The sequence below is a fragment of the Micromonospora jinlongensis genome (genome assembly GCF_013410645.1).
Lineage (GTDB): Bacteria > Actinomycetota > Actinomycetes > Mycobacteriales > Micromonosporaceae > Micromonospora > Micromonospora zamorensis.
In genome coordinates this window covers 3,199,127-3,224,194 of sequence record NZ_JACCHK010000001.1, presented here as the reverse complement: position 1 = coordinate 3,224,194, position 25,068 = coordinate 3,199,127, and the positions used below count along the sequence as shown (strand labels likewise).

The 25,068-nt window shown below is 72.5% G+C and carries 17 protein-coding genes; 14 read left to right on the top strand and 3 right to left on the bottom strand.

Annotation, left to right across the window (positions count from 1 at the left end; genetic code table 11):
• The first annotated feature begins 108 nt into the window (after positions 1-108).
• The 6 genes from HNR22_RS14030 to HNR22_RS14005 all read left to right on the top strand — a co-directional run bounded on the left by HNR22_RS14030 (position 109) and on the right by HNR22_RS14005 (position 12,873).
• The gene (locus HNR22_RS14030; RefSeq protein WP_179780757.1) at positions 109-3,384 is read left to right on the top strand and encodes an efflux RND transporter permease subunit; all 3,276 of its coding nucleotides are present in this window, start codon (positions 109-111) and stop codon (positions 3,382-3,384) included.
• Positions 3,385-3,541: 157 nt separating this feature from the next.
• Positions 3,542-4,360: a polysaccharide deacetylase family protein gene (locus tag HNR22_RS14025; protein ID WP_179780756.1), complete on the top strand. Its 819-nt coding sequence runs from the start codon at positions 3,542-3,544 to the stop codon at positions 4,358-4,360.
• Positions 4,361-4,371: 11 nt separating this feature from the next.
• Entirely contained in the window at positions 4,372-5,604 is a 1,233-nt protein-coding gene (locus HNR22_RS14020; RefSeq protein WP_179780755.1) for an MFS transporter, read from the top strand.
• 230 nt (positions 5,605-5,834) lie between these two features.
• On the top strand, positions 5,835-6,779 hold the full coding sequence (gene thrB / locus HNR22_RS14015; RefSeq protein WP_179780754.1) for a homoserine kinase: 945 nt from the start codon (positions 5,835-5,837) through the stop codon (positions 6,777-6,779).
• 297 nt (positions 6,780-7,076) lie between these two features.
• Positions 7,077-9,236, top strand: coding sequence for a transcription termination factor Rho (gene rho / locus HNR22_RS14010; RefSeq protein WP_179780753.1), 2,160 nt, complete (start codon positions 7,077-7,079; stop codon positions 9,234-9,236).
• Positions 9,237-9,378: 142 nt separating this feature from the next.
• The gene (locus HNR22_RS14005) at positions 9,379-12,873 is read left to right on the top strand and encodes a phosphodiester glycosidase family protein (RefSeq protein WP_179780752.1); all 3,495 of its coding nucleotides are present in this window, start codon (positions 9,379-9,381) and stop codon (positions 12,871-12,873) included.
• Between the two features lie 42 nt (positions 12,874-12,915).
• Here the strand turns inward: HNR22_RS14005 and HNR22_RS14000 are convergent, their stop codons facing one another.
• Positions 12,916-13,812 carry a phosphatase domain-containing protein gene (locus tag HNR22_RS14000; protein WP_179780751.1) on the bottom strand — a complete coding sequence of 299 codons (897 nt, stop codon included), beginning with the start codon at positions 13,810-13,812 and terminating at the stop codon, positions 12,916-12,918.
• Positions 13,813-14,090: 278 nt separating this feature from the next.
• Here HNR22_RS14000 and rpmE point away from each other — a divergent pair, with 278 nt between their 5' ends.
• Both rpmE and prfA read left to right on the top strand, forming a co-directional pair.
• On the top strand, positions 14,091-14,315 hold the full coding sequence (gene rpmE / locus HNR22_RS13995) for a 50S ribosomal protein L31 (protein WP_124821187.1): 225 nt from the start codon (positions 14,091-14,093) through the stop codon (positions 14,313-14,315).
• A gap of 127 nt (positions 14,316-14,442) precedes the next feature.
• Complete coding sequence (gene prfA / locus HNR22_RS13990) at positions 14,443-15,531, top strand: peptide chain release factor 1 (RefSeq protein ID WP_179780750.1); 1,089 nt, start codon at positions 14,443-14,445, stop codon at positions 15,529-15,531.
• Positions 15,532-15,658: 127 nt separating this feature from the next.
• Here the strand turns inward: prfA and HNR22_RS13985 are convergent, their stop codons facing one another.
• Entirely contained in the window at positions 15,659-17,206 is a 1,548-nt protein-coding gene (locus tag HNR22_RS13985) for a diguanylate cyclase domain-containing protein (protein ID WP_179780749.1), read from the bottom strand.
• A 71-nt stretch (positions 17,207-17,277) separates the two neighbouring features.
• On the opposite strand from HNR22_RS13985, the gene prmC reads away from it, so the two are divergent.
• From prmC to HNR22_RS13965, 4 genes are all read left to right on the top strand, one after another.
• Complete coding sequence (gene prmC, locus HNR22_RS13980) at positions 17,278-18,225, top strand: peptide chain release factor N(5)-glutamine methyltransferase (RefSeq protein WP_179780748.1); 948 nt, start codon at positions 17,278-17,280, stop codon at positions 18,223-18,225.
• Entirely contained in the window at positions 18,225-18,872 is a 648-nt protein-coding gene (locus tag HNR22_RS13975) for an L-threonylcarbamoyladenylate synthase (RefSeq protein ID WP_179783548.1), read from the top strand. Before prmC ends, HNR22_RS13975 begins: the two co-directional genes overlap by 1 nt.
• Positions 18,873-19,484: an arsenate reductase/protein-tyrosine-phosphatase family protein gene (locus HNR22_RS13970; protein ID WP_179780747.1), complete on the top strand. Its 612-nt coding sequence runs from the start codon at positions 18,873-18,875 to the stop codon at positions 19,482-19,484.
• Between the two features lie 107 nt (positions 19,485-19,591).
• A complete protein-coding gene (locus tag HNR22_RS13965) occupies positions 19,592-21,706 on the top strand; it encodes a transglycosylase domain-containing protein (RefSeq protein WP_179780746.1) in 2,115 nt (704 codons plus the stop codon).
• Between the two features lie 12 nt (positions 21,707-21,718).
• Here HNR22_RS13965 and HNR22_RS13960 read toward each other — a convergent pair whose 3' ends face one another.
• Positions 21,719-23,179 carry a DUF2867 domain-containing protein gene (locus HNR22_RS13960; protein ID WP_179780745.1) on the bottom strand — a complete coding sequence of 487 codons (1,461 nt, stop codon included), beginning with the start codon at positions 23,177-23,179 and terminating at the stop codon, positions 21,719-21,721.
• 35 nt (positions 23,180-23,214) lie between these two features.
• Between HNR22_RS13960 and HNR22_RS13955 the strand changes: the two genes are divergently transcribed.
• Both HNR22_RS13955 and HNR22_RS13950 read left to right on the top strand, forming a co-directional pair.
• A complete protein-coding gene (locus HNR22_RS13955) occupies positions 23,215-24,504 on the top strand; it encodes a serine hydroxymethyltransferase (RefSeq protein ID WP_179780744.1) in 1,290 nt (429 codons plus the stop codon).
• Positions 24,497-24,922: a hypothetical protein gene (locus tag HNR22_RS13950; protein WP_179780743.1), complete on the top strand. Its 426-nt coding sequence runs from the start codon at positions 24,497-24,499 to the stop codon at positions 24,920-24,922. Before HNR22_RS13955 ends, HNR22_RS13950 begins: the two co-directional genes overlap by 8 nt.
• The last annotated feature ends 146 nt before the right edge of the window (positions 24,923-25,068 follow it).

The following is a 25,068-nucleotide window of genomic DNA, read 5'->3' as shown; positions in this document are numbered from 1 at the left end:
CCGCCGATTTGCGGGACGGGCGTGGGGGCGGCGGGGGTTCTGGTGATCGTGTCGGGCACACTTTCACGTATCCCCGCCCGCATTCTCGTTCAGGAGTGAACCAGGCCGATGTCGCTGCTCGCCAGATTCAGCCTCGCCAACCGAGGGCTTGTCGCCCTCATCGCGGTGGTGATTACGGCGTTCGGAGCGTTCGCCGTGCCGTCGCTGAAGCAGCAACTGCTGCCGTCGCTCGAGTTCCCGGCCGCGTTCATCGTGGCTCCCTACCCCGGTGCCGGCCCCGAGATCGTCGAGTCACAGGTCACCGAGCCGATCGAGAACGCCCTCCAGGGCATCCCGGGGCTGGACAAGGTCACCTCCACGTCCCGCGAGGGCTCGGCCACCGTCCAGGTGATGTACGAGTTCGGCACCGACCTGGACGACGTGGTCAACAAGATGCAGACCGCGCTGAGCCGGATCGACTCCCAGCTGCCGGAGGGCGTCGACCCGCAGGTCATCGCCGGTAGCACCGACGACCTTCCGGCGGTCGTGCTGGCCGCGACCGGCGCGGGGGACGAGCGGGCGCTGGCCGAGAAGCTGCGTACGGCGGTGGTGCCGGAGCTGGAGGGCGTCGAGGGGGTTCGCACGGTCGAGGTGACCGGCACCCGCGACGACGTCGTGCTGGTCACCCCGGACCCGGCGAAGCTGGCCGCGGCGCGGGTCCAGCCGACGGCGATCGGCGCGGCGCTGAAGACCAACGGCGTGGCGGTTCCCGCCGGCGCGGTGACCGACGGCGCGCTGTCCCTTCCGGTGCAGGTCGGCACGCCGATCGCCACCCTGGAGGACCTGCGCGGCATCGTGGTCGCCCCGGGCGCGACGCCGGTGCGTCTCGCTGATGTGGCGAGCGTCGAGCAGCAACTCGCTCCGGCCACCGCGATCACCCGAACCAACGGCAAGGACAGTCTCGGCATCGCGGTCACCGCCGCGCCGGACGGCAACGCGGTGCAGATCTCGCACGATATCCGCGACCGGCTCGACGACCTGAAGGACGCCTCCGGCGCGGAGCTGACAGTGGTCTTCGACCAGGCGCCGTTCGTCGAGAAGTCGATCGAGTCGCTGACCACCGAGGGCCTGCTGGGCCTGGTGATGGCGGTCATCGTCATCCTGGTCTTCCTGCTGTCGGTGCGCTCGACGGTGGTCACCGCCGTCTCCATCCCGCTCTCCGTGCTGGTGGCGCTGATCGCCCTGTGGATCGGCGACTACTCGCTCAACCTGCTCACCCTCGGCGCGCTGACAATCGCTGTCGGCCGGGTGGTGGACGACTCGATCGTGGTCCTCGAGAACATCAAACGACATCTGGAGTACGGCGAGGAGAAGCGGCACGCCATCATCACCGGCGTCCGCGAGGTGGCCGGCGCGGTGACCGCCTCCACCCTCACCACCGTGGCGGTGTTCGCGCCGATCGCGTTGGTCGGCGGGTTCGTGGGCCAGCTCTTCGCGCCGTTCGCGATCACCGTGACGGTGGCCCTGCTCGCCTCGCTGCTGGTGTCGCTGACCGTCATCCCGGTCCTCGCGTACTGGTTCCTCAAGCCGCGCGGCGGCACCGCCGACGACGAGGCGGTGCGGCGCGGCGCGGAGGAGAAGGAGCTGCGCAGCCCGTTGCAGCGGGCCTACCTGCCGGTGATCGGGTTCGCCACCCGCAAGCGGTCGACCCGCTGGATCACCGTCGGGCTCGGCCTGCTGGTGCTCTTCGGCACCTTCGGCCTCGCGCAGAAGCTGGAAACCAACTTCCTGGACGACTCCGGCCAGGACACCCTCAACATGAGCCAGGAACTGCCGGCCGGCAGTGGTCTCGCGGCCACCGACGCGGCGGCCAAGCAGGTCGAGTCAGTGCTGTCCCGGACCGAGGGCGTCCAGACGTACCAGGTGACCGCCGGCGGCGGGGACAACCCGTTCGGGGGCGGCGGCAACAACATCGCGACCTGGTCGCTGGCGCTCGACGGCGACACCGACGCAAAGCAGATGCGTGAGGTGCTGCGCGAGGAGTTCGACAAGCTCGGCAGCGGACTGGGTGAGATCAGCTTTGGCGGCGGGCAGGAGGCGTCGACCAGCCAGCTGGAGGTGATCGTCCAGGCCAGCGACCCGGAGGTGCTGACCCGGGCCGCCGAGGAGGCCCGTACGGCGATGGCCGGCGTGCCGGACGTCGAGGATGTCACCACCAGCCTTGCCGCGCAGGTGCCGCGTGTCGACGTGACCGTCGACCGGGTCGCGGCCGGTCGGGCCGGGCTCACCGAGGCCGCCGTGGGGCAGCTCGTGTCCCAGGCGTTCCGGGGAGCGCCGCTGGGTCAGGTCACGCTCGACGGCCAGCAGCAGAACGTGGTGCTGCGGCTCGGTACGCAGCCGCCGATGTCGGTGGAGCAGTTGCGGGCGCTGCCGGTGGGGCCGGTCAAGCTGGGCGACATCGCGCAAGTCAAGCAGGGCGAGGGGCCGCAACAGGTCAGCCGAATCGACGGTGAGCGCAGCGTGTCGGTGACCGGCGCCGCGACCGGCTCGAACCTGGGTGCGACGAGCCAGGAGCTGCAGAAGCGGCTGGACGGCATCAACGTACCCGGAGCGACCTTCACCATCGGTGGCGTCAGCGCGGACCAGGCGGACGCGTTCGGTGATCTGGGCCTGGCGGTGCTGGCCGCGATCGCGATCGTGTTCCTGATCATGGTGGCCACGTTCCGCAGCCTCACCCAGGCGCTGATTCTGCTGATCTCCATCCCGTTCGCGGCGACCGGCGCGATCGGCCTGCTGCTGGCCACCGGGACGCCGCTCGGCGTGCCGGCGCTGATCGGCGTGCTGATGCTGGTCGGCATCGTGGTGACCAACGCCATCGTGCTGCTCGACCTCATCAACCAGTACCGTGCGCAGGGCATGGGGGTCCAGGAGGCCGTGGTCGAGGGTGGCCGGCGTCGTCTGCGCCCCATCCTGATGACCGCTGTGGCGACCATCTTCGCGCTGCTGCCGATGGCGCTCGGGTTGACGGGTGAGGGGGGCTTCATCTCTCAGCCGCTGGCGGTCGTGGTGATCGGTGGCCTGCTCAGCTCCACGCTGCTCACGCTGATCCTGGTGCCGACGCTGTACACGATGGTGGAGAACACCAAGGAGTCGCTGCGGGCTCGGCGCAGTCGGCGGCGCTCCGGTGACCCGGGGGTGCCCACGGCGGACACCGACGAGGCGGCTGCCCCGAATCAGGTAGCGGTGCCGAGCGCCGCACCAGTCCCGGCGGCGGCCGGGGGTGCGCAGCCGGCCAGCCGTCCCGCACCGTCGGGCGCGTTGGTGGAGGGCACGGACCAGTTCGAGGTGTTGCGGCTGCCCCGTAGCCGCACCTCGCCGCTGCCTCCGTCGGAGCCGACCGAGTAGGTAGGACCGCATCGCGGAGCGCCCCCGGCAGGGTTCTGCCGGGGGCGTTTCCACGTTGATCGGTAAAGACACTCCGATCCGACGCACTCGGCACTGCACGTCACGTCTTGCATACTCCAGGTGAGCGGCTGGGGGTGTGGTGACGCAGGACGGGCGGATGGCCGAGGGTGCGCGCGGGTGGGCGCGTCGCGATCTCCTGCGCCGCAGCCTCCTGATCGTCGGCGGTGTGGCCATCGGTACGGCGACGTCCGAGCTGTGGTGGGGCACCCATCGCCGGACGCCGCTCGCCGGCGGCCCCGCTGGCGCCACCTTCGGCAACGGGCGGCAGGGCGTCGGCAGCGGCGCACTGGAGGTCGTCTGGTCGGTGCCGACCGGGCAGCGACTGGTGGCCCTCACCTTCGACGACGGCCCGGCACCACAGTGGACTCCGATGGTGCTCGACACGCTGGCCGAGCACCGGGTCCCGGCCACCTTCTTCCTGGTCGGGGCGCAGGTTCGGCGGCACGCCGACGTCATCCGTGACCGGCTCTCCGGGCACGAGGTGGGCAACCACAGCTGGGCACACCGGGACCTTGCCGAACTGGACGCCACCGAGGCGTACGACGATCTGCGTCGCAGCCACGACGCGATCGGCGACGTGACCGGGGTGCCGCCCCGACTGCTTCGCCCGCCGTACGGCCACCTGGGCGGGGCGGTGCTGCACGCGGCGGCCCGGCTGGACTACCGACTCGTGCTCTGGTCGCTGCAGATGGTGGAGCGTGAGTTCCCCGGCGACCCGGCCGGCCACGCCCGACGGATCGTGGCCAACGTCCGACCGGGAACGATCGTGCTCGGACACGACGTGGGAGCGCGTCGGCGGCTGGTCGCGTTGCGCGGACTGACCGACATGATCAACGGACTTCGGTCGCGCGGCTACACATTCGTCACCGTCTCCGCGCTGCTGGCAGCAGGTGTAGCGCCCGTACCGAGCAGGTAGGGTCGCGCTCCGTGGCGTCCACCCTCTCGGTTCTGACCGGCAATCGGAGCTTCCGCAACCTCTTCCTCGCCGAGTTGGTGGTCTTCGGCGCCGACTGGTTCGTCATGGTGCCCCTGCTGGTGCTGCTGCCCCACCTCACCGGCAGCGGAGTGTGGGGCGCACTGGTGTTGGCCGTGGACACCGGCATCGTGGCGCTGCTGCTGCCGTACACGGGCACGATCGCCGACCGCTTCGACCGGCGGAAGATCATGATCGCCGCGAACGTGGCCGCGCTCGCGGGCGTGTTGCTGCTGCTCGGGGTCCGGGACGCGGGTACGGCGTGGTTGGCGCTGGTCGCGATCGGCGTGGTGGCGGTCGCCAAGGCGTTCTATTCACCGGCCGCCCAGGCCGCGCTGCCCAACGTGCTGGAGCCGCACGAGCTGGCCGCCGGCAACGCCGTGGCCGGCTCGGCCTGGGGCACCATGACAGTGGTCGGCGCCTCGCTCGGCGGCGTCCTCAGCACCGTCGCCGGCCCGTACGTCTGCTTCTGGGTGGCGGCGGTGGGCCTGGCGCTGGCCGCGGGTCTGGCGACCCGGATCCGCCGGCCCCTGCAGGCGCCCCGGGACACCACCCGACCGGCCCAGAGGACCTGGGCTGCGGTCCGCGAGGCGCTCGGCTACATCGGGCACCGGCCTCGGGTGCTCGCGCTGGTCACTGTCAAGTCGGCGGTCGGCCTGGGCAACGGCGTGCTGACCGTCTTCCCCTTGCTGGCCGGCGTGTACGGCGTCGGCCCGCTCGGTGCCGGCCTGCTCTTCGCGGTGCGGGGAGCCGGGGCGTTGGTGGGACCGATCCTGATGCGTCGGGTGCTGACCAACCGAGCCTGGCTGCTGCCCGCGCTCGCGCTGTCCATGTCGCTCTACGGCCTGTCCTACCTGGGCGCATCGGTGGTCCGTTGGTTTCCGTTGGTGCTGCTGCTGGTCTTCCTGGCGCACTTCGCGGGCGGTAGCAACTGGGTGATATCGAACTTCGCCCTCCAGGGTGAGGTCCCGGACCACCTGCGGGGGCGCGTCTTCGCCACTGACATGATGCTCGCCACGCTGGCCATCTCGGTGAGCCAACTGGCGGTGGCCATGGTGGTGGACGTGGTGGACGAACGCGTCGTGCTCGCCGGCTGCGGGCTGATCACCCTCGTGTACGCGGTGGGCTGGCGGATCGCCACCCGTCGGCTCTCCCTCACCGACGCGACCCCCGAGCCGGTCGGCTGAGCCGAGCGGGTCCCAGGCTGCGGACGGGGGACCGGATCGTCGGTGCCGGGCCCTAGGCCCTGTTTCATAAGAACTGGCCGGCCTGCGGCGGGCCCGGACGACGACCGACGGCGTTGCGGTTTCGTCCGGATACAACACCGGTATCCGAACGAAACCGCGCCTTGCCGGATCGCCGCCCGGACTCCGCCTCGGCTCGACCGCCCTTATGAAACAGGGCCTAGCATGAGCGCGTGCCGACGAACTTCACCGCCGGGCCGGTTCGCGTCCGGGTCCCCGCCACCAGCGCCAACCTGGGCCCTGGCTTCGACGCGTTGGGTCTCGCCCTCGGGCTCTACGACGACCTGGCCGCCGAGGTGACGTCGACTGGGGTCCGCGTGACGGTGACCGGGCAGGGTGCCGGCGAGCTGCCCGACGATGACCGGCACCTCGTGGTGCGGGCCATGCGCGCCGCCTTCGACGTGCTCGGCGCCCATCCCGAGGGGTTGAGCGTGGAGTGTGTCAACCGGATCCCCCAGGCGCGGGGGCTCGGGTCCTCGTCCGCCGCGATCGTCGCCGGGGTGTTGCTGGCCCGCGCCCTGGTCACCGACGGGGAGCACCGGCTGGACGAGGCGGGCGTGCTCCGGTTGGCCGCCGAGATCGAGGGCCATCCTGACAACGTCGCGCCCTGCCTGCTGGGCGGCTTCACGGTGGCCTGGTCCGAGCCGACCGGTGCCCGGGCGGTGTCCCTGCCGGTCTCCGACGGGGTGCGGCCCATCGTTTTCGTGCCGGCGGAACGCGGATTGACCGCCACCGCCCGGGCCGCGTTGCCGGCCACCGTGCCGCACGGCGACGCCGCGTTGACCGCCGGGCGGGCCGCTCTGCTGGTGCACGCGCTCACCGCCGACCCGACCCTGCTGCTGCCGGCCACGGTCGACCGGCTCCACCAGGATTACCGGGCAGCCGGGATGCCAGCGACATCCGCCCTGGTCAACGCGTTGCGAGCGGCCGGTGTGGCGGCTGTGGTCAGTGGGGCGGGGCCGACTGTGCTGGCGCTCAGCGAGCCTCCGGCGAGCTTCCCAGCGGGAACAGACTGGCAGATCTGGCAGTTACCGATAGACGTCAGCGGCGCACGGGTTGCCCGGGGTAGACTTGGACACGCCGAGCGGGACCCTGTTGCCGCAGGTCGGAAGAGTTGATTACGCTCTAGACCTAGCACAGCCGCGAAGCACGCGATCTCCTGCGGGGCGGCGCACCCCCGAAGCTCTCGGCGGTCAGCCCGTCCACCCCTGCCAAGGCCCACGCCGCACCGCAGTTTCCACAGGTCGCCGCAGACGGCGAGACCTGCTCACCGACGTTGGTGAGTCGGGATACCGACCGGCTGCTGTGTCACAGACTCCCGCGACGCGTCCTTGCGAGGCGGGGTGCACCGAGGCCGCCCGGCCACCTGAGTTCCGACTCCGGGCAGCCACGGCCTTATCGAGGGAAGGATTCCATTGAGCGACACCACCGACGTGACGTCGGATGTTTCCAACGTCGCTGGCGATGCCACCGCAGCCGCTCCCGCCCGTCGTCGGCGTAGCGGCACCGGTCTGTCGGCGATGCTGCTGCCAGAGCTGCAGAGCCTGGCCGCGTCGCTCGGCATCTCCGGCACGGCTCGCATGCGCAAGGGCGAGCTGATCGCCGCGATTTCCGAGCGGCAGGGCGGCAACGCCGCCGGGACCCCTCGACCACGGGCCGAGGTCGCGGCCGCGGCCGCTCCGACCCGTGAGGGGGTGCGCGCCGAGGTGCGGGAAACCGCCGACCGGCCGGCAGCCGAGGGGCGCAGCGCCGATCAGGCGTCCGCCGAGCCGGCCGCCGAGACCGAAGGTCGCACTCGCACCCGGCGGAGCCGGACCGCAGCAGCGGAGACCCGTCCGACCGAGGCGCGTCCCGCTGAGGCGCGTCCGACCGAGGCCCGCACCGAGGAGGCGCGTACCGAAGAGGCTGGCGCCGGCGAGCGGACCGACCGCGGCGAGAATCGCCGGGACCGGGCTGAGCGCTCCGACAGGGGCGAGCGTGCCGAGCGCTCGGACCGGGGCGACCGTGCCGACCGGGGCGAGCGTGCTGAGCGGGGCGACCGTGCCGAGCGGGGCGAGCGTGCCGAGCGGGGCGAGCGCAACGACCGGGGCGACCGTGCTGAGCGGGGCGACCGTGCTGAGCGGGGCGACCGTGCCGAGCGCAACGACCGGGGCGACCGTGCCGAGCGGGGCGAGCGCAACGACCGCGCGGAGCGTTCCGACCGGGGCGAGCGCGCCGAGCGCAACGACCGTCCGGAGCGCAACGACCGCGGTGACCGTAACGACCGTGGTCAGCGTGCCGAGCGTGTCGAGCGGGACAGCGACGACGACGACGGCGAGGGTGGCGGCCGGCGCGGCCGGCGCAGCCGTTTCCGCGACCGTCGTCGCGGGCGGGGCGAGCGCACCGAGACCGGTGCCGACACCGGTGGGCGTGAGCCGCAGGTCAGCGAGGACGACGTTCTCGTCCCCGTGGCCGGCATCATCGACGTGCTCGACAACTACGCGTTCGTGCGGACCACCGGCTACCTGGCCGGCCCGAACGACGTCTACGTCTCGATGTCCCAGATCAAGAAGTACGGCCTGCGCCGCGGTGACGCGATCACCGGTGCGGTGCGGGCGGCCCGCGAGGGCGGCAACAGCGGTGACCAGCGGCGCGACAAGTACAACCCGCTGATGCGGCTGGACACGATCAACGGGATGGAGCCGGAGGAGGCCCGGCGTCGACCGGAGTTCTACAAGCTCACTCCGCTCTACCCGCAGGAGCGCCTGCGCCTGGAGACCGAGCCGCACATCCTGACCACCCGGGTCATCGACCTGGTCATGCCGATCGGCAAGGGCCAGCGGGCACTCATCCAGTCGCCGCCCAAGGCGGGTAAGACGATGGTGCTGCAGGCGATCGCGAACGCGATCACCCGCAACAACCCGGAGTGCCACCTGATGGTGGTGCTGGTGGACGAGCGGCCCGAAGAGGTCACCGACATGCAGCGGTCGATCAAGGGCGAGGTCATCGCGGCCACGTTCGACCGTCCGCCGCAGGACCACACCACGGTGGCCGAGCTGGCCATCGAGCGGGCCAAGCGTCTGGTCGAGCTTGGACACGACGTGGTCGTGCTGCTCGACTCGGTGACCCGGCTCGGTCGGTCGTACAACCTGGCTGCTCCGGCCAGTGGCCGGATCATGTCGGGTGGTATCGACTCCACCGCGCTGTACCCGCCGAAGCGCTTCCTCGGCGCGGCCCGCAACATCGAGAACGGCGGGTCGTTGACCATCATCGCCACGGCGCTGGTGGAGACCGGTTCCATGGCGGACACGGTCATCTTCGAGGAGTTCAAGGGCACCGGTAACGCGGAGCTGAAGCTGGACCGGAAGATCGCCGACAAGCGGACCTTCCCGGCCATCGACATCAACCCGTCCGGTACGCGTAAGGAAGAGGTCCTGCTCGCACCCGAGGAGCTGGCGATCATCCACAAGCTCCGGAAGGTGCTGCACTCGCTGGACTCGCAGGCGGCGATGGATCTCCTGCTGGACCGGCTCAAGCAGTCCCGCACCAACATCGAGTTCCTGATGCAGATCGCGAAGTCGACGCCGGGGGAGTAACCATCCCCGGGTGAGACGAAGGGGCACGGCCACACCGGTCGTGCCCCTTCGTCATGTCTCCGGGCGGCATGTGATGGAATTTTCCTTCGGTTCAGTCGATAGGTATTGAAACTTCTATTCATTGCCGGGTTGACTGTCGTCCATGCGTACCCGCAGACGATCCGCCCGCCGCACCGGCGTCCTGCTGCTGACGCCGCTGCTCGCCCTGGCCCTGTCGCCGCCGGCCACCGCCGCACCCACCGTCGCCCCGCCCACCGTCGCCTCGCCGTCCCTGGCCTCACCCACCATCGCGGAGGACGCGCCGCCCGCGTCCTCCCGAGCGGCCGGCTCGGTCAGCCTGGCCGCCGCCCCGACAGCCGCGACCGCCCCGACCGCCGTCGCTGGTGGTCTGGAGCCGGCCGGCGGGCTGGAAACCACGAAGGCCACCCGCCCGGTCGCCCCGGGCGTGCAGCTGACGTCCTTCGACAGGTACGACGCCGAGGGCTGGCTGCGCGCCGACGCGCTCACCACCGACCTGGCCGGCGGCTCCACCGTCGACTACGTCAACTCCGGCGCGGTCAGCCGCGCCGAGCCGCTGCGAAAGGCGGTGGACCAGTCGCGTGCGGTCGCCGCGGTCAACGGCGACTTCTTCGACATCAACAACTCCGGTGCCGCCCAGGGCGTCGGCGTCCGGGACGGAGAGCTGATCCAGTCCGGAGTCAGCGGTCACCGCAACGCGGTGGCGGTCACCACGAACGGCCTCGGCCGGGTGATCGAGGTGAACTTCGACGGCAGCGCCACCCTGCCCACCGGGCCGGTCCCGCTGACCCAGTTCAACAACATGGTGCAGGCCGACGGCATCGGTGCCTTCACCGAGCTGTGGGGGACGTACACCCGGCAGCGTGCCGTGGAGGGCGCGGCCCGGGTGGTCGAGGTCACCGTGACCAACGGTCGGGTGGCCTCGGTGGGAAGCGTGGCCGGTAGCGGCCCGATCGCCGCCGGCAGCACCGTGCTGCTCGGCCGTGACCTCGGCGCGGACGCGCTGGCCGGCCTGCGCCCCGGTGACCCGGTGGCGGTGGCCTGGCGGCCGAAGCCCTCCGACGGCAGCACCCTGCACGCGGCGGTCGGGGGCGGCAACGTCCTGGTCCGCGACGGCGTTGTGCAGAACATCGCCGATCCGACCCTCGCCCCCCGCACCGCTGTCGGGTTCAGCGCCGACGGTCGAAAAATGATCATGCTGACGGTGGACGGCCGTCAGGTCGACAGCCGCGGCGTGACGCAGACCGAGATGGGCCGGATGATGGCCGAGCTGGGTGCCCACCACGCGCTCAACCTGGATGGCGGCGGATCGTCCACGCTGCTGGCCCGGGAGCCGGGCGCGCCCGCCGTGCAGGTGGAGAACGGCCCGTCCGACGGCAGCGAACGGGCCGTGCCCAACGGCCTGGCCATCTACGCGCCGAAGGGCAGCGGGCGACTCACCGGCTACTGGGTCGAGACGGCCAGCGACCCCACCGCCGCCCCGGGTGTCTCACCGGTGCGAGGTGGGCGGCCCGACCGGGTCTTCCCCGGGCTGACCCGCACCCTCACCGCATCCGGCTACGACGAGACGTACGGCCCGGCGGCCGGCGCTCCCACCTGGCGGGCGACCCCGGCGGTACGCGGCCGGGTCGACCGGGACGGCGTGTTCCACGCCGGCGCACCGGGGGCCAGCACGGTCACCGCCGCACGGGGGCGGGTCACCGGCTCGCTGAACCTCACCGTGCTCGGCCCGCTGGCCCGGATCGGCACCACCACGCCGCGGGTCGGGCTGACCGGCCGGGACGGTAGCGCCCTGGTCGGCGTGGTCGGGTACGACGCCGAAGGCAACACCGCGCCGATCGAGCCGGCCGACCTCACCCTCGACTACGACCGGGACCTGCTGCGGATCACCCCCACCGGGGACGGCAACCTGTCCGTCGCCGCGTTGGGGGACACCGGCTCGGGCCTTGTGACCGTTCGCGTCGGACGCACGAGCGCGGTCCTGCCGGTCACCGTCGGGCTGACCGACGTGCCGGTCGCCGGTTTCGACGACGCCGCTTCCTGGCGGTTCAGCCAGGCCCGCGCCAGCGGGTCGGTCGCCCCGGCGCCGGGGCACACCGGCACCGGCCTGCGCATGTCGTACGACTTCGGCCAGTCCACCGGCACGCGGGCCGCGTACGCCGACCCGCCCGCCTGGATCGAGGTGCCCGGTCAGCCGCAGGCCTTCGGGATGTGGGTCCACGGCAACGGCACCGGGGAGTGGCCCAGCCTGCACCTGCACGACGCCCAGGACACCCAGCACGTGCTGCGTGGCCCACTGATCACCTGGACCGGCTGGCGGTACGTGGAGTTCGCGGTGCCGGCCGGGGTGCAGTACCCGGTGCGGGTACGCCGCTTCTACGTGGCCGAGACGAATGCCGCCGCGCAGTACACCAGCGAGGTGATCATCGACGACCTGGTGGCGAAGGTGCCCCCGACGGTCGACGTGCCGGAGGTGGCTCCGCGTACTGATCGGGTGGTGGTCCGCGATGGCACGGTGGACGGTGCGCCGTGGCGGTTCGCGGTGCTCTCCGACGCCCAGTTCGTCGCCGCCGACCCGGACAGCGACCTGGTCGCCCAGGCCCGGCGGACGTTGCGCGAGGTGCGGGCGGCCCGGCCCGACTTCCTCCTGATCAACGGCGACTTCGTGGACACCGCCTACCCGGCCGACTTCGCGCTGGCCCGGAGGATCCTCGACGAGGAGCTGGGCGAAGAGCTCCCCTGGTACTACGTGCCCGGCAACCACGAGATCATGGGTGCCCCGATCAGCAACTTCGCCGCCGCGTTCGGTGCCACCTCCCGGGTGTTCGACCACAACGGCACCCGGTTCGTCACGCTGAACTCGTCCACCGGCACGCTGCGCGGCGGGGGCTTCGACCAGGTCCGGATGCTCCGCGAGACGCTGGACGCCGCGGCCACCGACCGGCGCGTGGGTTCGGTCGTCGTCCTGCACCACCACCCGCCGCGCGACCCCAGCCCGGCGCAGGCCAGCCAGCTCGGCGACCGCAAGGAGGCGGCGCTGCTGGAGCAGTGGCTGGCCGACTTCCAGCACCGCACCGGCAAGGGAGCGCTGTTCGTGGGCGGGCACGTCGGCACCTTCCACGCCGACCGGGTCGACGGGGTGCCGTACGTGATCAACGGCAACTCGGGCAAGACGCCGTCCACCCCTGCCAACCAGGGCGGATTCACCGGCTGGACGGAGTTCGGCGTGGACCCGGTGACCCCGACCGAGGCCGACCGGGCCCGCCGTGACCCGCTCGCCGAGGGCCCACGCTGGGTGGACGCGGAGTTCCACGCGCACGTCGACCGGCTCACGGTGGCCGCCCCGGCCAGCGTCGCGGTCGGCACCCCCGCGGCGGTCACCGCCACACTGACCCAGCCCGGCGGGCGTACGGTCCCGGTGACCGCACCGGTCAGCGCCGACTGGTCGGCCTCGCCGGGAGTGCACATCGGCACGGCGGCCGGGGTGCGCCGATGGCACACCGCCCGATTCGACCCGGCCACCGGCACCCTGACGGCACTGCGGCCCGGCGCGCCGGTACGCCTGACGGTCGATGTCAACGGCGCCCGCGCCGAGGCCGCCATCACCGTCACCGGCTGAACTGTCCGGACGGGCCCCACGCGCGGGGCCCGTCCGGACACCTCAGAAGTCGCCGTCGGCCACCTGGAAGACGGTCAGGCCGAGGGCCCGCCACATCTGGACCACCTGGACACGGTCGTCGAAGACACCGGCCACCCGGTAACGGTCCTTGATCTCCCGGTCGTAGATCTCCCGCTTCACGATCGAGTCCTTCCGGGAGTCGCCGACGGCACGCAGGTGCAGGCCGAGGTAGGGGACCCGGACATGCCGGGCCAGCCACGCCTCGGTGGCCGCGCGGGCGGAGGCGTCCCTCCCGGAGCAGAAGACCACCCCGTACCCGGCCGCGTGCATCGCCCGGACCGCCGCGATCACCGCCGTGTTCGGCTCGTCCTCGCCCACCCGGGTCATGTCGTACGGGCTGCGGGACACGGCCAGCGCGACGGTGCCGTCGATGTCCACCAGCACGATCTCGGGTGGCTCGGTCGACGGCGGGTGCACGACGGCGGGGCGTCCGGTGCGGGCCTGCGGCACCGGCAACGGCAGGGTCCGCCCCTCCAGGTACCGCTCGTGCAGCCGACAGATCGCCTCGGCACCGACCCGTTCGGCCTCCGGGCGGGCGGCGTCGCGGCGCAGGCACTCGGCCAGCGGCACGTCGGTGAAGTCGTGCACCTCGAAGTCCGCGCCGTTGCGAGCGGCCAGCTCAGCCCAGTCACGCAGCGTCCGTGAGCGCAGGTTGGTGTCGTCCACGCAGACGTCCGCGCGGGCCCGCAGCAACGCCTCGACCTGGGCCCGCTGCACGACGGTCACCTGGGCCTCGGCCCACTGGGTGAAGAGTCGCTCGCCGTGCAGCATCCGGCGTAGGTCGTCCCGGTTGACCCGGACCACGGACGGCTGGAGCGTGCGGGCGAACGTCGTCTTACCCGAGGCGGGCAGTCCCCGGGTGGCGATCAGGCGGGTCATCGGCGTCGCACCTCCGGCTCGGAGTGCGTACCCCCTGCGGGGTACCCGGCGGCGGTCCGCCGCATGGGCGAATGCCCCGTCGGGCCGTGGGAATGCGGAGGGGGCGGCACATGTTGACGATGCCGGACGAGGTGTGCGGCCCGATTACCGGGTCGGCTCAGGCCCATGGCACACTGGTCAATCGGCCACCGGTTCCGGTTCACGCCCGAGCCCGTCGCGTACGGCGCGACGAGCGATGACGGCGACCCGGCGACCACCAACGAGAGGACCGAAGCGAGATGAAGTCAGGCATCCACCCGGAGTACGTGACCACCGAGGTCAGCTGCTCCTGTGGCAACACGTTCACGACCCGCAGCACCGCCAAGGGCGGGGCGATCCACGCCGAGACCTGCAGCGCCTGCCACCCGTTCTACACCGGTAAGCAGCGCGTTCTCGACACCGCCGGCCGGGTCGCGAAGTTCCAGCAGAAGTACGCCAAGGTTCAGGCCAAGAAGGCCAAGTAGTTCCTCGTTCGGCGCCCGCGTCCGGTTTTTCGCCGGACGCGGGCGCCGTCCGCATTTCCCCCAGTTTCCGCCCGGCCGCCGGCCTTCCGGCTCTCCCGGCGCGCACCGTCGAAGGAGCATCCGCAGCATGAGCAGCGAGCGTCTGGCCGGCCTCCTCGACGAGTACGCCGAGCTGGAGAAGCGGCTGGCCGATCCGGCCATCCACGCCGACCAGGCGACCGCGCGCAGGGTCGGCCGCCGCTACGCCGAGCTGGTGCCGCTGCACAAGGCCGCCGGCGAGTTGGAACAGGCCCGCGCCGACCTGGTGGCGGCCCGCGAGCTTGCCGCGGAGGACCCGTCCTTCGCGAGCGAGGCGGAGTCGATCGCCGCGACCCTGCCCGTGCTGGAGGAGCGCCTCGCCGAGCTGCTCATCCCGCGCGACCCGCACGACGCCAAGGACGTGATCGTCGAGATCAAGGCCGGCGAGGGTGGCGAGGAGTCGGCGCTGTTCGCCGGCGACCTGCTGCGGATGTACACCCGCTACGCCGAGCGCCACGGCTGGGTCACCGAGGTGATCGACGCGCAGGATTCCGACCTCGGCGGGGTCAAGGACGTCTCGCTCGCCATCAAGACCAAGGGTGTGCCGGAGGGCGGGAGCGGCGTCTGGTCCCGACTCAAGTGGGAGGGCGGCGTGCACCGCGTGCAGCGTGTCCCGGTCACCGAGTCGCAGGGCCGGATCCACACCTCCGCCGCCGGGGTGCTGGTGCTGCCGGAGGCCGAGGACGTCGACGTCACCATCGACGCGAACGACCTGCGCATCGACGTGTTCCGCTCGTCCGGCCCGGGCGGCCAGTCGGTCAACACCACCGACTCGGCGGTGCGGATCACCCACCTGCCGACCGGCATCGTCGTCTCCTGCCAGAACGAGAAGTCCCAGTTGCAGAACCGGGAGCAGGCGATGCGGATCATGCGGGCCCGGCTGCTGGCCGCCGCCCAGGAGCAGGCCGACGCCGCCGCCTCGGACGCCCGGAAGGCCCAGGTGCGCACGGTGGACCGCTCGGAGCGGATCCGCACCTACAACTACCCGCAGAACCGGATCACCGACCACCGGATCGGCTACACGGCGTACAACCTCGACCTGGCGCTCGCCGGCGAGCTGGACGGGGTGCTGGACGCCCTGACCGAGGCCGACCGCGCCGCCCGGCTGGCCGGCGACACCGAGCTGACCCGCCGCTAAGCAGGCCCCGCGCGTCCGCCCGCCCCGCCCCGCCCCGTCGATCATGGGGGGCTGTGGTGGGCGGTTTGTCACGTCGTGGGCCTTTGGCGAGGCACCACAAGTCCTTGATCGACGCCAGTCCTGGCGGTCAGCTCGCGCGAGGACGGGACTTGGCGCGCAGCATCTCCCGGTCGGCCAGCTCGAAGGCGACGCTGAGCGCGTCGCGCAGCCCGCTGCCGCCGGAGACCTCCGCGAAGCCGATGCTCACACCGACCGGCGTGCCCGGCACCAGCGACTCCCAGTCCTCGAGTCGGACGGCGGCCTCGATCCGGCGGGCCACCTCGGCGGCCTCGGTCATGCCGGTGTCCGGCAGCACCACGACGAACTCGTCTCCGCCGTAGCGGGCCACGAAGTCGCCCCGGCGCATCACCCGGTTGATCACCCCGGCGATGCGTTGGAGCACCAGGTCCCCGGAGTGGTGCCCGTGCCGGGTGTTGACCGCCTTGAAGCCGTCCAGGTCGCAGACGCCGATCACCACCCGCTCGCCCCGGGTGACCACTGCCGTGATGTAGCGCTCCAGCCGGCGTCGGTTGGGCAGCCCGGTGAGCGGGTCGGTCAACGCCTCGCCCTCGAACCGCGCCGCCTCGCGACGCATCTCCTCATGGTCGATGCGGGCGGCGATGCCGTCGATGTAGACGTCCCGCAGCCGGTCGTTGCGTTGGGCGGCCAGCCGGAACGCCAGGCGGTCGGCCCGGTGCGCCGCCGGGTGGTCTCCGGCGCGGGTCAGCGCGATGCTGCGCAGCCGGGCCGGCTCGGCCGCTCCGAGCGTCTCGGTGGAGACGTGCACGGTGTCCAACCGGGTGACCGCCTCGATCGGCCGCCCGGCGGCCACGGCCAGGCACACCTGCCCGAGCTGCCGCAGGTCGCGGGCGCGGGCGCTGTCTCCGCCGTGGCTGATCAACCGGGCCGGCTCGGCCTCCCCGGCGGTCGCCACCTGGTCGCCGAGCGCGGCCTGCCGAGCCGCCGCGTAGCCGTACGCGGCGAGGCTGCTCGGGCGGAGCTGGCCGGCCCGCCCGGTGCGGACGAAGCGGGCCAGGTCGGCGGCCACGTCCCGGAGCACCCGCAGACATCCGTCGCTGTCACCGTTGTGGTCCAGTGCCACCGCGTTGCGCAGGCGGATGCCCGGCGCGGCGAACGTCTCCTCGGGGATGCCGGCGGTCAGCCCGAGCTGCCGGGCCCGCTCGATGGCGCCGAGAGCGTAACCGTGGAAGCTGAGGTAGCTGTAGGCCATCGCCAGGTCGTGCCAACCCCACGCGGTGTCCCGGTCCGGGTCCTCCACCGCGCCCAGGGCGCGGGCGGCTCGGACGAGGTGCATGACGCAGCGGTCCAGTGCGCCCTGGTGGTGGGCGGCAAGCGCGGCCAGCGCGTTGAGGTGCCCGTGCAGGTACGGCTCGGCGAGGTCGCGGACCGCCGCCGACGCCTCCTCGATGGCCCGGGTGAACTCCGCGGTCCGACCGAGATTGATCAGTGCGGAGAGGCGCTGCACCAGCGCGTCCGCTCGCGCGGCCGGGTCGCTCGTGGTGCGGATCACACGCTCCAGCAGGACGTACGACTCCGCGGAACGGCTGGCCTCCTGCAGTGCACGGGCGTGCGTGAGGACATCAACCTGGTCATCGACCCGGTCGAGCCAGCCCACCCGCCAACCTCCTGCCGTGCGCCTGGGCGCACCTGTTCGTCGCGTCGCCCGCGACGCTTCATGATTATGTCGTGAGTACTCTGCCGCAACACCCCCCCGAAGGGACAGGCCCCGTCCGTCCGTCCGCCGCGGTGGCCCGATCGGCCCGGGTGCTCGCCGCCGCCGGGCTCGGCTCGGCCCGGGTGGAGGCCGAGTTGCTGGCCGCGTACGTGCTCGGGGTGCCCCGGGGTCGGCTGGCGCTCGCCGACGACCTCAGCGACGACCAGCTGGCGCGGCTCGACGACCTGACGCGTCGTCGCGCCGGGCGGGAGCCGTTGCAGCATCTCACCGGTCGGGCCGGGTTCCGGCACCTTGAGCTGCTGGTCGGCCCGGGTGTCTTCGTGCCCCGGCCGGAGACCGAGTTGCTGGCCGGGTGGGGCGTCGAGCAGGCCCAGGGCCGGCCCGACCCGCTGGTGGTCGACCTGTGCAGCGGCTCGGGCGCGATCGCGCTGTCGGTGGCCCAGGAGCTGCCTGGGGCGCGGGTGATCGCGGTGGAGCGGTCTCCGGCGGCGCTGGCCTGGTTGCGGCGCAACGCGGCGGAGCGGGCCGCGGCGGGGGACCGGCCGATCGAGGTGGTCGAGGCCGACGTGACCGCGCCGGATCTGCTGGCGGACCTGGTGGGCCGGGTGGACGTGCTGCTCTGCAACCCGCCGTACGTGCCGGACGACGTGGTGGTCCCGCCGGAGGTGGCCGGGCACGACCCGGCGGAGGCGGTCTTCGGCGGCGCGGACGGTCTGGCGGTGATCCGGCCGGTCGTCACCCGGGCGGCGGCGCTGCTGCGCCCCGGTGGCGCGTTCGGGGTCGAGCACGACGACACGCACGGCGCGGCGGTGCCCGCTCTGCTCGCCGGGCACGGCTGGTTCACCGCTGTCACGGAGCACCGGGACCTCACCGGACGCCCCCGCTTCGCCACCGCGTCCCGACGGGCGGACGGCCAGCACGCCCCGGTCGGGGCGGCGTGGCAGACTGACTCCCCGTGATGCTCTACGACTGCCGGTCGCCCGCCGATCGGGACCGCGGCATCGCTGCGGCGATCGAGGCGGTCAAGAACGGCGAGCTGGTCGTCCTTCCGACGGACACCGTGTACGGGATCGGCGCGGACGCGTTCACCCCGTACGCGGTCAAGGCGCTGCTCGATGCCAAGGGCCGGGGTCGGCAGATGCCGCCGCCGGTGCTGATCGGCTCGCGGCACACCCTGGACGGGTTGGTCTTCTCGCTGCCCACCGCCGCACGGGACCTCGTGGAGGCGTTCTGGCCGGGTGCCCTGACGATCGTCATCGAGCACTCGCCGAGCCTCCAGTGGGATCTGGGCGACAAGACGGGCACGGTGGCGGTGCGGATGCCACTGCACCCGGTGGCGTTGGAGGTGCTGCGCGAGACGGGCCCGATGGCGGTCTCGTCGGCCAACAAGACCGGGCAGCCCGCGGCGGTGACCGCCGAGGAGGCGCGTGACCAGCTCAGTTACTCGGTGCGGGCCTACCTGGAGGCCGGGCCCTGCCCGGACCCGGTGCCCAGCACGATCGTGGATCTGACCGGTGAGGTGCCGCAGCTGCTGCGGGCGGGGGCGATCCCGTTGGAGAAGCTGCGCGACGTCGTACCGGACCTCATCGACGGTCGGGCGGTCTGAGTGCCCCCGTTCACGGTGCTGCACGTCTGCATGGGCAACATCTGCCGCTCGCCGATGGCGGAGCGGCTGCTCGCCCTGGCGGTGCGGGAGCGGTTGACGCGGCGTGCGGAGGACCCGGCCCGGGCCGAGGAGCTGGTGCACAGCCACAGCGCCGGGACGGGTGGTTGGCACGCGGGCGAGGAGATGAACCCGCCGGCGGCGCGGCAGGTGACCGGCCGGGGTGGGGACGTCGAGGGGTTCGCCGCCCGTAAGTTGCGCTCGGACCACATCGACGCCGCCGACCTGGTCCTGACCGCCACGGCGGACCAGCAGGAGTACGTGGTGGCGCTGCGGCCGGACGCGGCGGCCCGCACGTTCGTGCTGGGGGAGTTCGGCCGGCTGCTGGCCGCGGTGGACGCCACCGCGTTGCCGCCGGGTGATGCCACTCCGGAGGCCGTGTACGCCCGGGGTGTGGCTCTGGTTGCGGCGGCCCACGACGCCCGGTTGGGCGCCTCGGCGTTGCCGACCGATGATCTGGACGACCCGTGGGGTCGCGGTGACCAGTGCTTCAGCCGGGTCGCCGACGAGATCGAGGAGACGGTGCACCCGCTGGCCGGCGCACTGCTGCCCTGAGCCTTGGTGCGAGTTTCCTCCGGGTTTGGGGAAAACCAGGGGCGAAAGGGGCATTTCGGGTCATCCTGAACGGGTCCTAGCGTGACCGGCTCCTGCGGGGAGAGCTGATGATCCGGGCCCATCTCGACAAACTGCTGACCGTGGTGATCGCCGGAGTGCTGGCCGGGTTGGTGCTGGCCGCAGCCGCCCTGCCGGCGGCCCTGGCCTTCGGGATCGGGTTCAGCAACCTGTCCACGCCGTACTCGGAGCTGCCGAACACACTCCGTACGCCGCCGACCGCCCAGCGCTCCAACCTCTACGCCAACGACGGCACCACCCTGATCACCTCCTTCTACCAGGAGGACCGGGTGGACGTGCCGCTGCACGAGGTGGCCCCGGTGATGCGCCAGGCGATGGTGGCCGCCGAGGACGTCCGGTTCTACCAGCACAGCGGCGTTGACCTGCGCGGCGTGGTGCGCGCGTTCACCGTCAACAAGCGGGACGGGCGGACGCGGCAGGGCGCCTCCACGCTGACCATGCAGTACGTCCGCAACGTGCTCAGCAGCGACCCCCGGCTGACCGAGGCACAGCGGGTGGCCGCCACCGAGGTCACCACAGTGCGCAAGCTCCAGGAGATGCGCTACGCGCTCGCGCTGGAACGCGAACTCGACAAGGAGCAGATCCTCACCCGCTACCTCAACATCGCCTACTTCGGCGCCGGGGCCTACGGCATCGCGGCGGCCAGCAAACGCTACTTCTCCCGGTCTCCGGCCGACCTGACCCTGGCCCAGGCGGCGCTGCTGGCCGGCCTGGTCCGCTCACCGGACAGCGACGACCCGATCAACGGCGACGCCGACAGCGCGCTGGCCCGACGGTCGTACGTGTTGGAGCGGCTGGTGGAGTCGGGGCAGGTGCCGGCGGACGCGGCGGCGGCGGCCCGGGCCGAACCGTTGCAGCTGCAGCCCAGTGAGACCCCGAACGACTGCACCGGGGTGCCCGAGGCGCACAACGACTGGGGCTTCTTCTGCGACTGGTTCACCCGTTGGTGGAGCAGCCAGTCCGCGTTCGGCGCGACGGCCGACGAGCGGCAGCGCGCGCTGCGCCGGGGTGGGTTCTCCATCGTGTCGTCGCTGGACCCGGGGGTGCAGCGGGCCACCACCGAGCAGGTGCTGAAGATCTACCGGCCGACGGACGCCGAGGCGGTGCCGACCGCCGTGGTGCAGCCGGGCACCGGGCGGGTGCTGGCGATGTCGGTGAACCGGGCCTACAGCGTGCAGGACAACCCGGTCGGGCAGAAGAACCGCCCCAACACGGTCAACCAGCTGGTCGCCGGCGGTGGGGCGATCGAGGGGTACCAGGGTGGCTCGACGTTCAAGCTCTTCGTCATGCTGGCCGCGCTGGAGTCCGGCCTGCCGCTGTCGACCGACTTCGTGGCGCCGACCCAGTTGCTCACCCGTTTCCCGGTCACCGGGGAGGCGAGCTGCGACGGTCACTGGTGCCCGACGAACGCCAGCCCGTCGTCGATGGACGGCCCCCGCACCATGTGGAGCGCGTTCGGCCGCTCGGTGAACACGTACTTCGCCTGGCTCACCGAGAAGGTGGGTGCCGACCGGGTGGTGGAGATGGCCGAGCGGCTCGGCATCGTGCTGCGGGCCGACTCCGACGCCAAGCTGGCCCGCTACGGCGCGAAGAACTGGGGCCCGTTCACCCTGGGCGTGGCCGCGACGACGCCGCTGGACCTGGCCACCGCGTACGCCACGGTGGCGGCCGAGGGGACCTGGTGCGCACCGCTGCCGGTGGTCTCGATCACCGACTCGGGCGGCCGACCGGTCGACGCCGCCAAGCCGGACTGCCGGCAGGTGCTCGACCCCGACGTGGCCCGGGCGGCCACCGACGCGGCGCGCTGCCCGGTCGGCGATCAGTCGATGTACGGGCGCTGCGACGGCGCCACCGCTCCCGGGCTGCGCGCGCGGCTCGGCCGTCCCGTGGCGGGCAAGACCGGAAGCTCGGAGCGGTACGAGACGGAGACGGTGGTGGCGTTCACGCCGCAGTTGGCGGTCGCCTCGATGGCGGCGAACCCGGACGATCCCCGGGATGCGGTCGGTCAGGCGGTGCAGGCCCGGATGGTGGACGCGGTCGGCGAGGTGCTCGCCGTCGCCCTGCGCGACCAACCGGTACGCGACTTCGTCCCGCCGAGCGAGCGAACCGCCCTCCAGGTCACCGGAGCCCGCACCGGCAACTGAGACCTGCGGGGATCAGGGGGCCTGTTCGGCGTTGCGCGCTATGTTGCGGGCCATTCCGCCGAAGACCACCGCGTGGAAGGGTGCCACCGACCCCCAGTAGGCGTGGCCGCTCAGCCCGCGTGGCAGGAAGACCGCGCGTTGCTGGTAGCGGCTGCGGCCGTCGTCGGTTGGCAGCACCCGCATCTCCAGCCAGGCCCGGCCGGGCAGCCGCATCTCGGCGCGCAGCCGGAGCAACTCGCCCGGGACGATCTCCTCGACCCGCCAGAAGTCCAGCGCCTCACCGACCTGGAGGCGGTGCGGGTCGCGTCGGCCCCGACGCAGCCCGACTCCGCCGACCAGCCGGTCCAGCCAGCCCCGGATCGACCAGGCGAGCGGGAACGAGTACCAGCCGTGCTCCCCGCCGACGCCCTCGACGACCCGCCAGAGTGCCGCCGGTGAGGCGTCCACCACCCTCTCGCGCACGTCGGTGTAGGCGGTGCCGCCGGACCACTTTGGGTCGGTGGGCAACGGCTCGGCGGGCGCGTCCGGGCCGCTCGCGTTCGACCAACGGGTTTCCACCTGGGCGTCGCGCACCTTGGCCAGCGCCAGCGCCACCGCGTCGTCGAAGCCGGTCAGCCCGCCCGGCGGGTCGGGTACGTAGCGGGCGATGTCGTGTTCGTCCGCGACCGCTTCCTGGATCAGGCTCTCCACCAGCGGGCGGGCGATGGCGTTCGGCACCGGGGTGATCAGGCCGACCCAGTGCGAGGAGAGCGACGGGGTGAGCGCCCGGACCGGCACGATGATCCGCCGGCGCAGCCCGGCGACTCGGGCGTAGCGCTGCATCATCTCGCGGAACGTCAGCACGTCCGGCCCGCCGATGTCGAAGCCCCGGTTGACCTCCGCCGGCAGCGCGGTGCAGCCGACCAGGTAGTTCAGCACGTCGCGGACGGCGATCGGCTGGATCCGGTTGCGCACCCAACGCGGCGTGATCATGGCGGGCAGTCGCTCGGTCAGGTACCGCAGCATCTCGAACGACGCCGAGCCGGAGCCGATGATCACCGCGGCCCGCAACACGGCCGTGGGCACCCCGCTGCCCAGCAGGATCCGGCCCACTTCGGCCCGGGACCGCAGGTGCGGCGAGGGGACGGCGTCGGTCGCCGGCAGCGGACCGCCCAGGTAGACGATTCGACGTACGCCGGCAGCGCGGGCCGCCGCCGCGAAGTTGGTCGCCGCCGTGCGATCGGCCTCCTCGAAGTCGGACCGGCCCAGCGAGTGCACCAGGAAGTAGGCGACGTCCACGTCGGCGAACGCGGCGGGCAGCGTGTCCGGTCGGCTCAGGTCTCCCTCGACGATCTCGGCCGCCGACGCCCAGGGCACGTCCCGCAGCCGGACCGCCTTGCGGGCGAGGCAGCGGACGGTGTGCCCGTCGGCCAGCAGCAGCGGCGTCAGCCGCCCGCCGATGTATCCGGTGGCTCCCGTGACGAGGCATCTCACAGGTCCCAGTGTGCGGCCCCCTAGACTCGTTCGCTGTGGAGACCGAGACGAGCACCTTCTGGGGGCCGGATTTCGCGCAGCTCAGGGCCACCGACCCGGAGATCGCCGGGGTGGTCCTCGGCGAGCTGGACCGGTTGCGGGGCGGCCTGCAGCTCATCGCCAGCGAAAACCTGACCTCGCCGGCGGTGCTGGCCGCGCTCGGCTCGACCCTGACCAACAAGTACGCCGAGGGTTATCCGGGCCGGCGCTACTACGGCGGCTGCGCCGAGGTGGACCGGGCCGAGGAGATCGGCATCGCCCGGGCCAAGGAGCTCTTCGGTGCCGAGCACGCCAACCTCCAGCCACATTCCGGGGCGAGCGCCAACCTGGCCGCGTACGCCGCGCTGGTGCAGCCGGGTGACACGGTGCTGGCGATGGACCTGCCGCACGGCGGGCACCTCACCCACGGCAGCCGGGTGAACTTCTCCGGCAAGTGGTTCCACCCGGTCGGCTACCCGGTGCGGCCGGACACCGAGCAGATCGACTACGACGAGGTACGGGACCTGGCGCGGGCGCACCGACCCAAGCTGATCATCTGTGGTGCCACCGCGTACCCCCGGCTGATCGACTTCGTCCGGTTCCGGGAGATCGCCGACGAGGTCGGCGCGTACCTGATGGTGGACGCCGCGCACTTCATCGGCCTGGTCGCCGGCCGGGCCATCCCGTCCCCGGTGCCGTACGCCGACGTCGTCTGCGCCACCACCCACAAGGTGCTGCGCGGCCCGCGCGGCGGCATGATCCTCTGCCGCGAGTCGCTGGCCCAGCGGATCGACAAGGCCGTCTTCCCGTTCACCCAGGGTGGCCCGCTGATGCACGCCGTCGCGGCCAAGGCGGTCGCGCTGCGCGAGGCCGCCCAGCCGGAGTTCCAGACGTACGCCAGGCAGGTCGTCACCAACGCCCAGGCGCTCGCCACCGGGCTGACCGACGAGGGCATGCGCCCGGTGTCCGGTGGCACCGACACCCACCTGGCCCTGATCGACCTGCGGGAGCTGGGGGTGACCGGCGCCGAGGCCGAGCGACGCTGCGACGCCGCGTCGATCACCCTGAACAAGAACGCCATCCCGTACGACCCGCAGCCGCCGATGGTGGCCTCCGGCATCCGGGTGGGCACGCCCAGCGTCACCACCCAGGGCATGCGGGAGGGGGAGATGCGGCAGGTGGCCACCCTGATCGCCCGTGCGGTGCGCACTGATCCCGGGGCACCGGGCGGCGCCGACGAGCTGACCCGGCTCGGTGCCGAGGTGGCCGAGCTGGTCGCGGCGTTTCCGGCGTACCCCCGTGGCTGAGCCCGGGGTGGTCGAGCCCGACGCCGACCGACGGTGGCGGCTGCGGCACCTGCCGGTGCTGCTGGCCGCGTCGGCGGCGCTCGCCGCGGTCGCCGCGGTGGTGGGTGGGGTGACCGGCGGCGCGACGGCGGCGCTCGGCGCGGTGGCCGGCGTGGGCGTCACGGTGCTCAGTTACACGCTGACCACGGTGGTGCTGGCCCGGGCCGACCAGATCAACCCGCAGTTGCTGCTGCCGCTCGGGCTGGGTCTGTACGTGCTCAAGTTCACCCTGCTGGGCGTGGTGATGGTGGCGGTGGCGTCGACCGGCTGGGCCGGGTTGGTCCCGCTCTGCCTCGGCATCGTCGCCGGGGTGGCAGTGTGGACGGCGGTGCACATCTGGTGGCTGACCACGGTGCACGCCCGTCGGCCGCAGGCCTGACCTGGTCGTTGGCCGGTCGTCCCAACCAGCGGACGCGCCGCAATGTGTCGGCCTCCGGTCATTTTCCGACGGGCGGAAGGGGAGTAGCGTGCCCACAGACGACCGCGCCCACGAGAAGCCCACACAACGTTGGTTGTGCGGGGGGT

Bases quoted from the DNA above. Each gene is read 5' to 3' on its own strand.
- HNR22_RS14025 (WP_179780756.1), top strand. From the start codon at position 3,542: ATGGCCGAGGGTGCGCGCGGGTGGGCGCGTCGCGATCTCCTGCGCCGC.
- prfA (WP_179780750.1), top strand. From the start codon at position 14,443: ATGAGCAGCGAGCGTCTGGCCGGCCTCCTCGACGAGTACGCCGAGCTG.
- rpmE (WP_124821187.1), top strand. From the start codon at position 14,091: ATGAAGTCAGGCATCCACCCGGAGTACGTGACCACCGAGGTCAGCTGC.
- HNR22_RS14000 (WP_179780751.1), bottom strand. From the start codon at position 13,812: ATGACCCGCCTGATCGCCACCCGGGGACTGCCCGCCTCGGGTAAGACG.
- HNR22_RS13975 (WP_179783548.1), top strand. From the start codon at position 18,225: ATGCTCTACGACTGCCGGTCGCCCGCCGATCGGGACCGCGGCATCGCT.
- HNR22_RS13965 (WP_179780746.1), top strand. From the start codon at position 19,592: ATGATCCGGGCCCATCTCGACAAACTGCTGACCGTGGTGATCGCCGGA.
- HNR22_RS14005 (WP_179780752.1), top strand. From the start codon at position 9,379: ATGCGTACCCGCAGACGATCCGCCCGCCGCACCGGCGTCCTGCTGCTG.
- HNR22_RS14030 (WP_179780757.1), top strand. From the start codon at position 109: ATGTCGCTGCTCGCCAGATTCAGCCTCGCCAACCGAGGGCTTGTCGCC.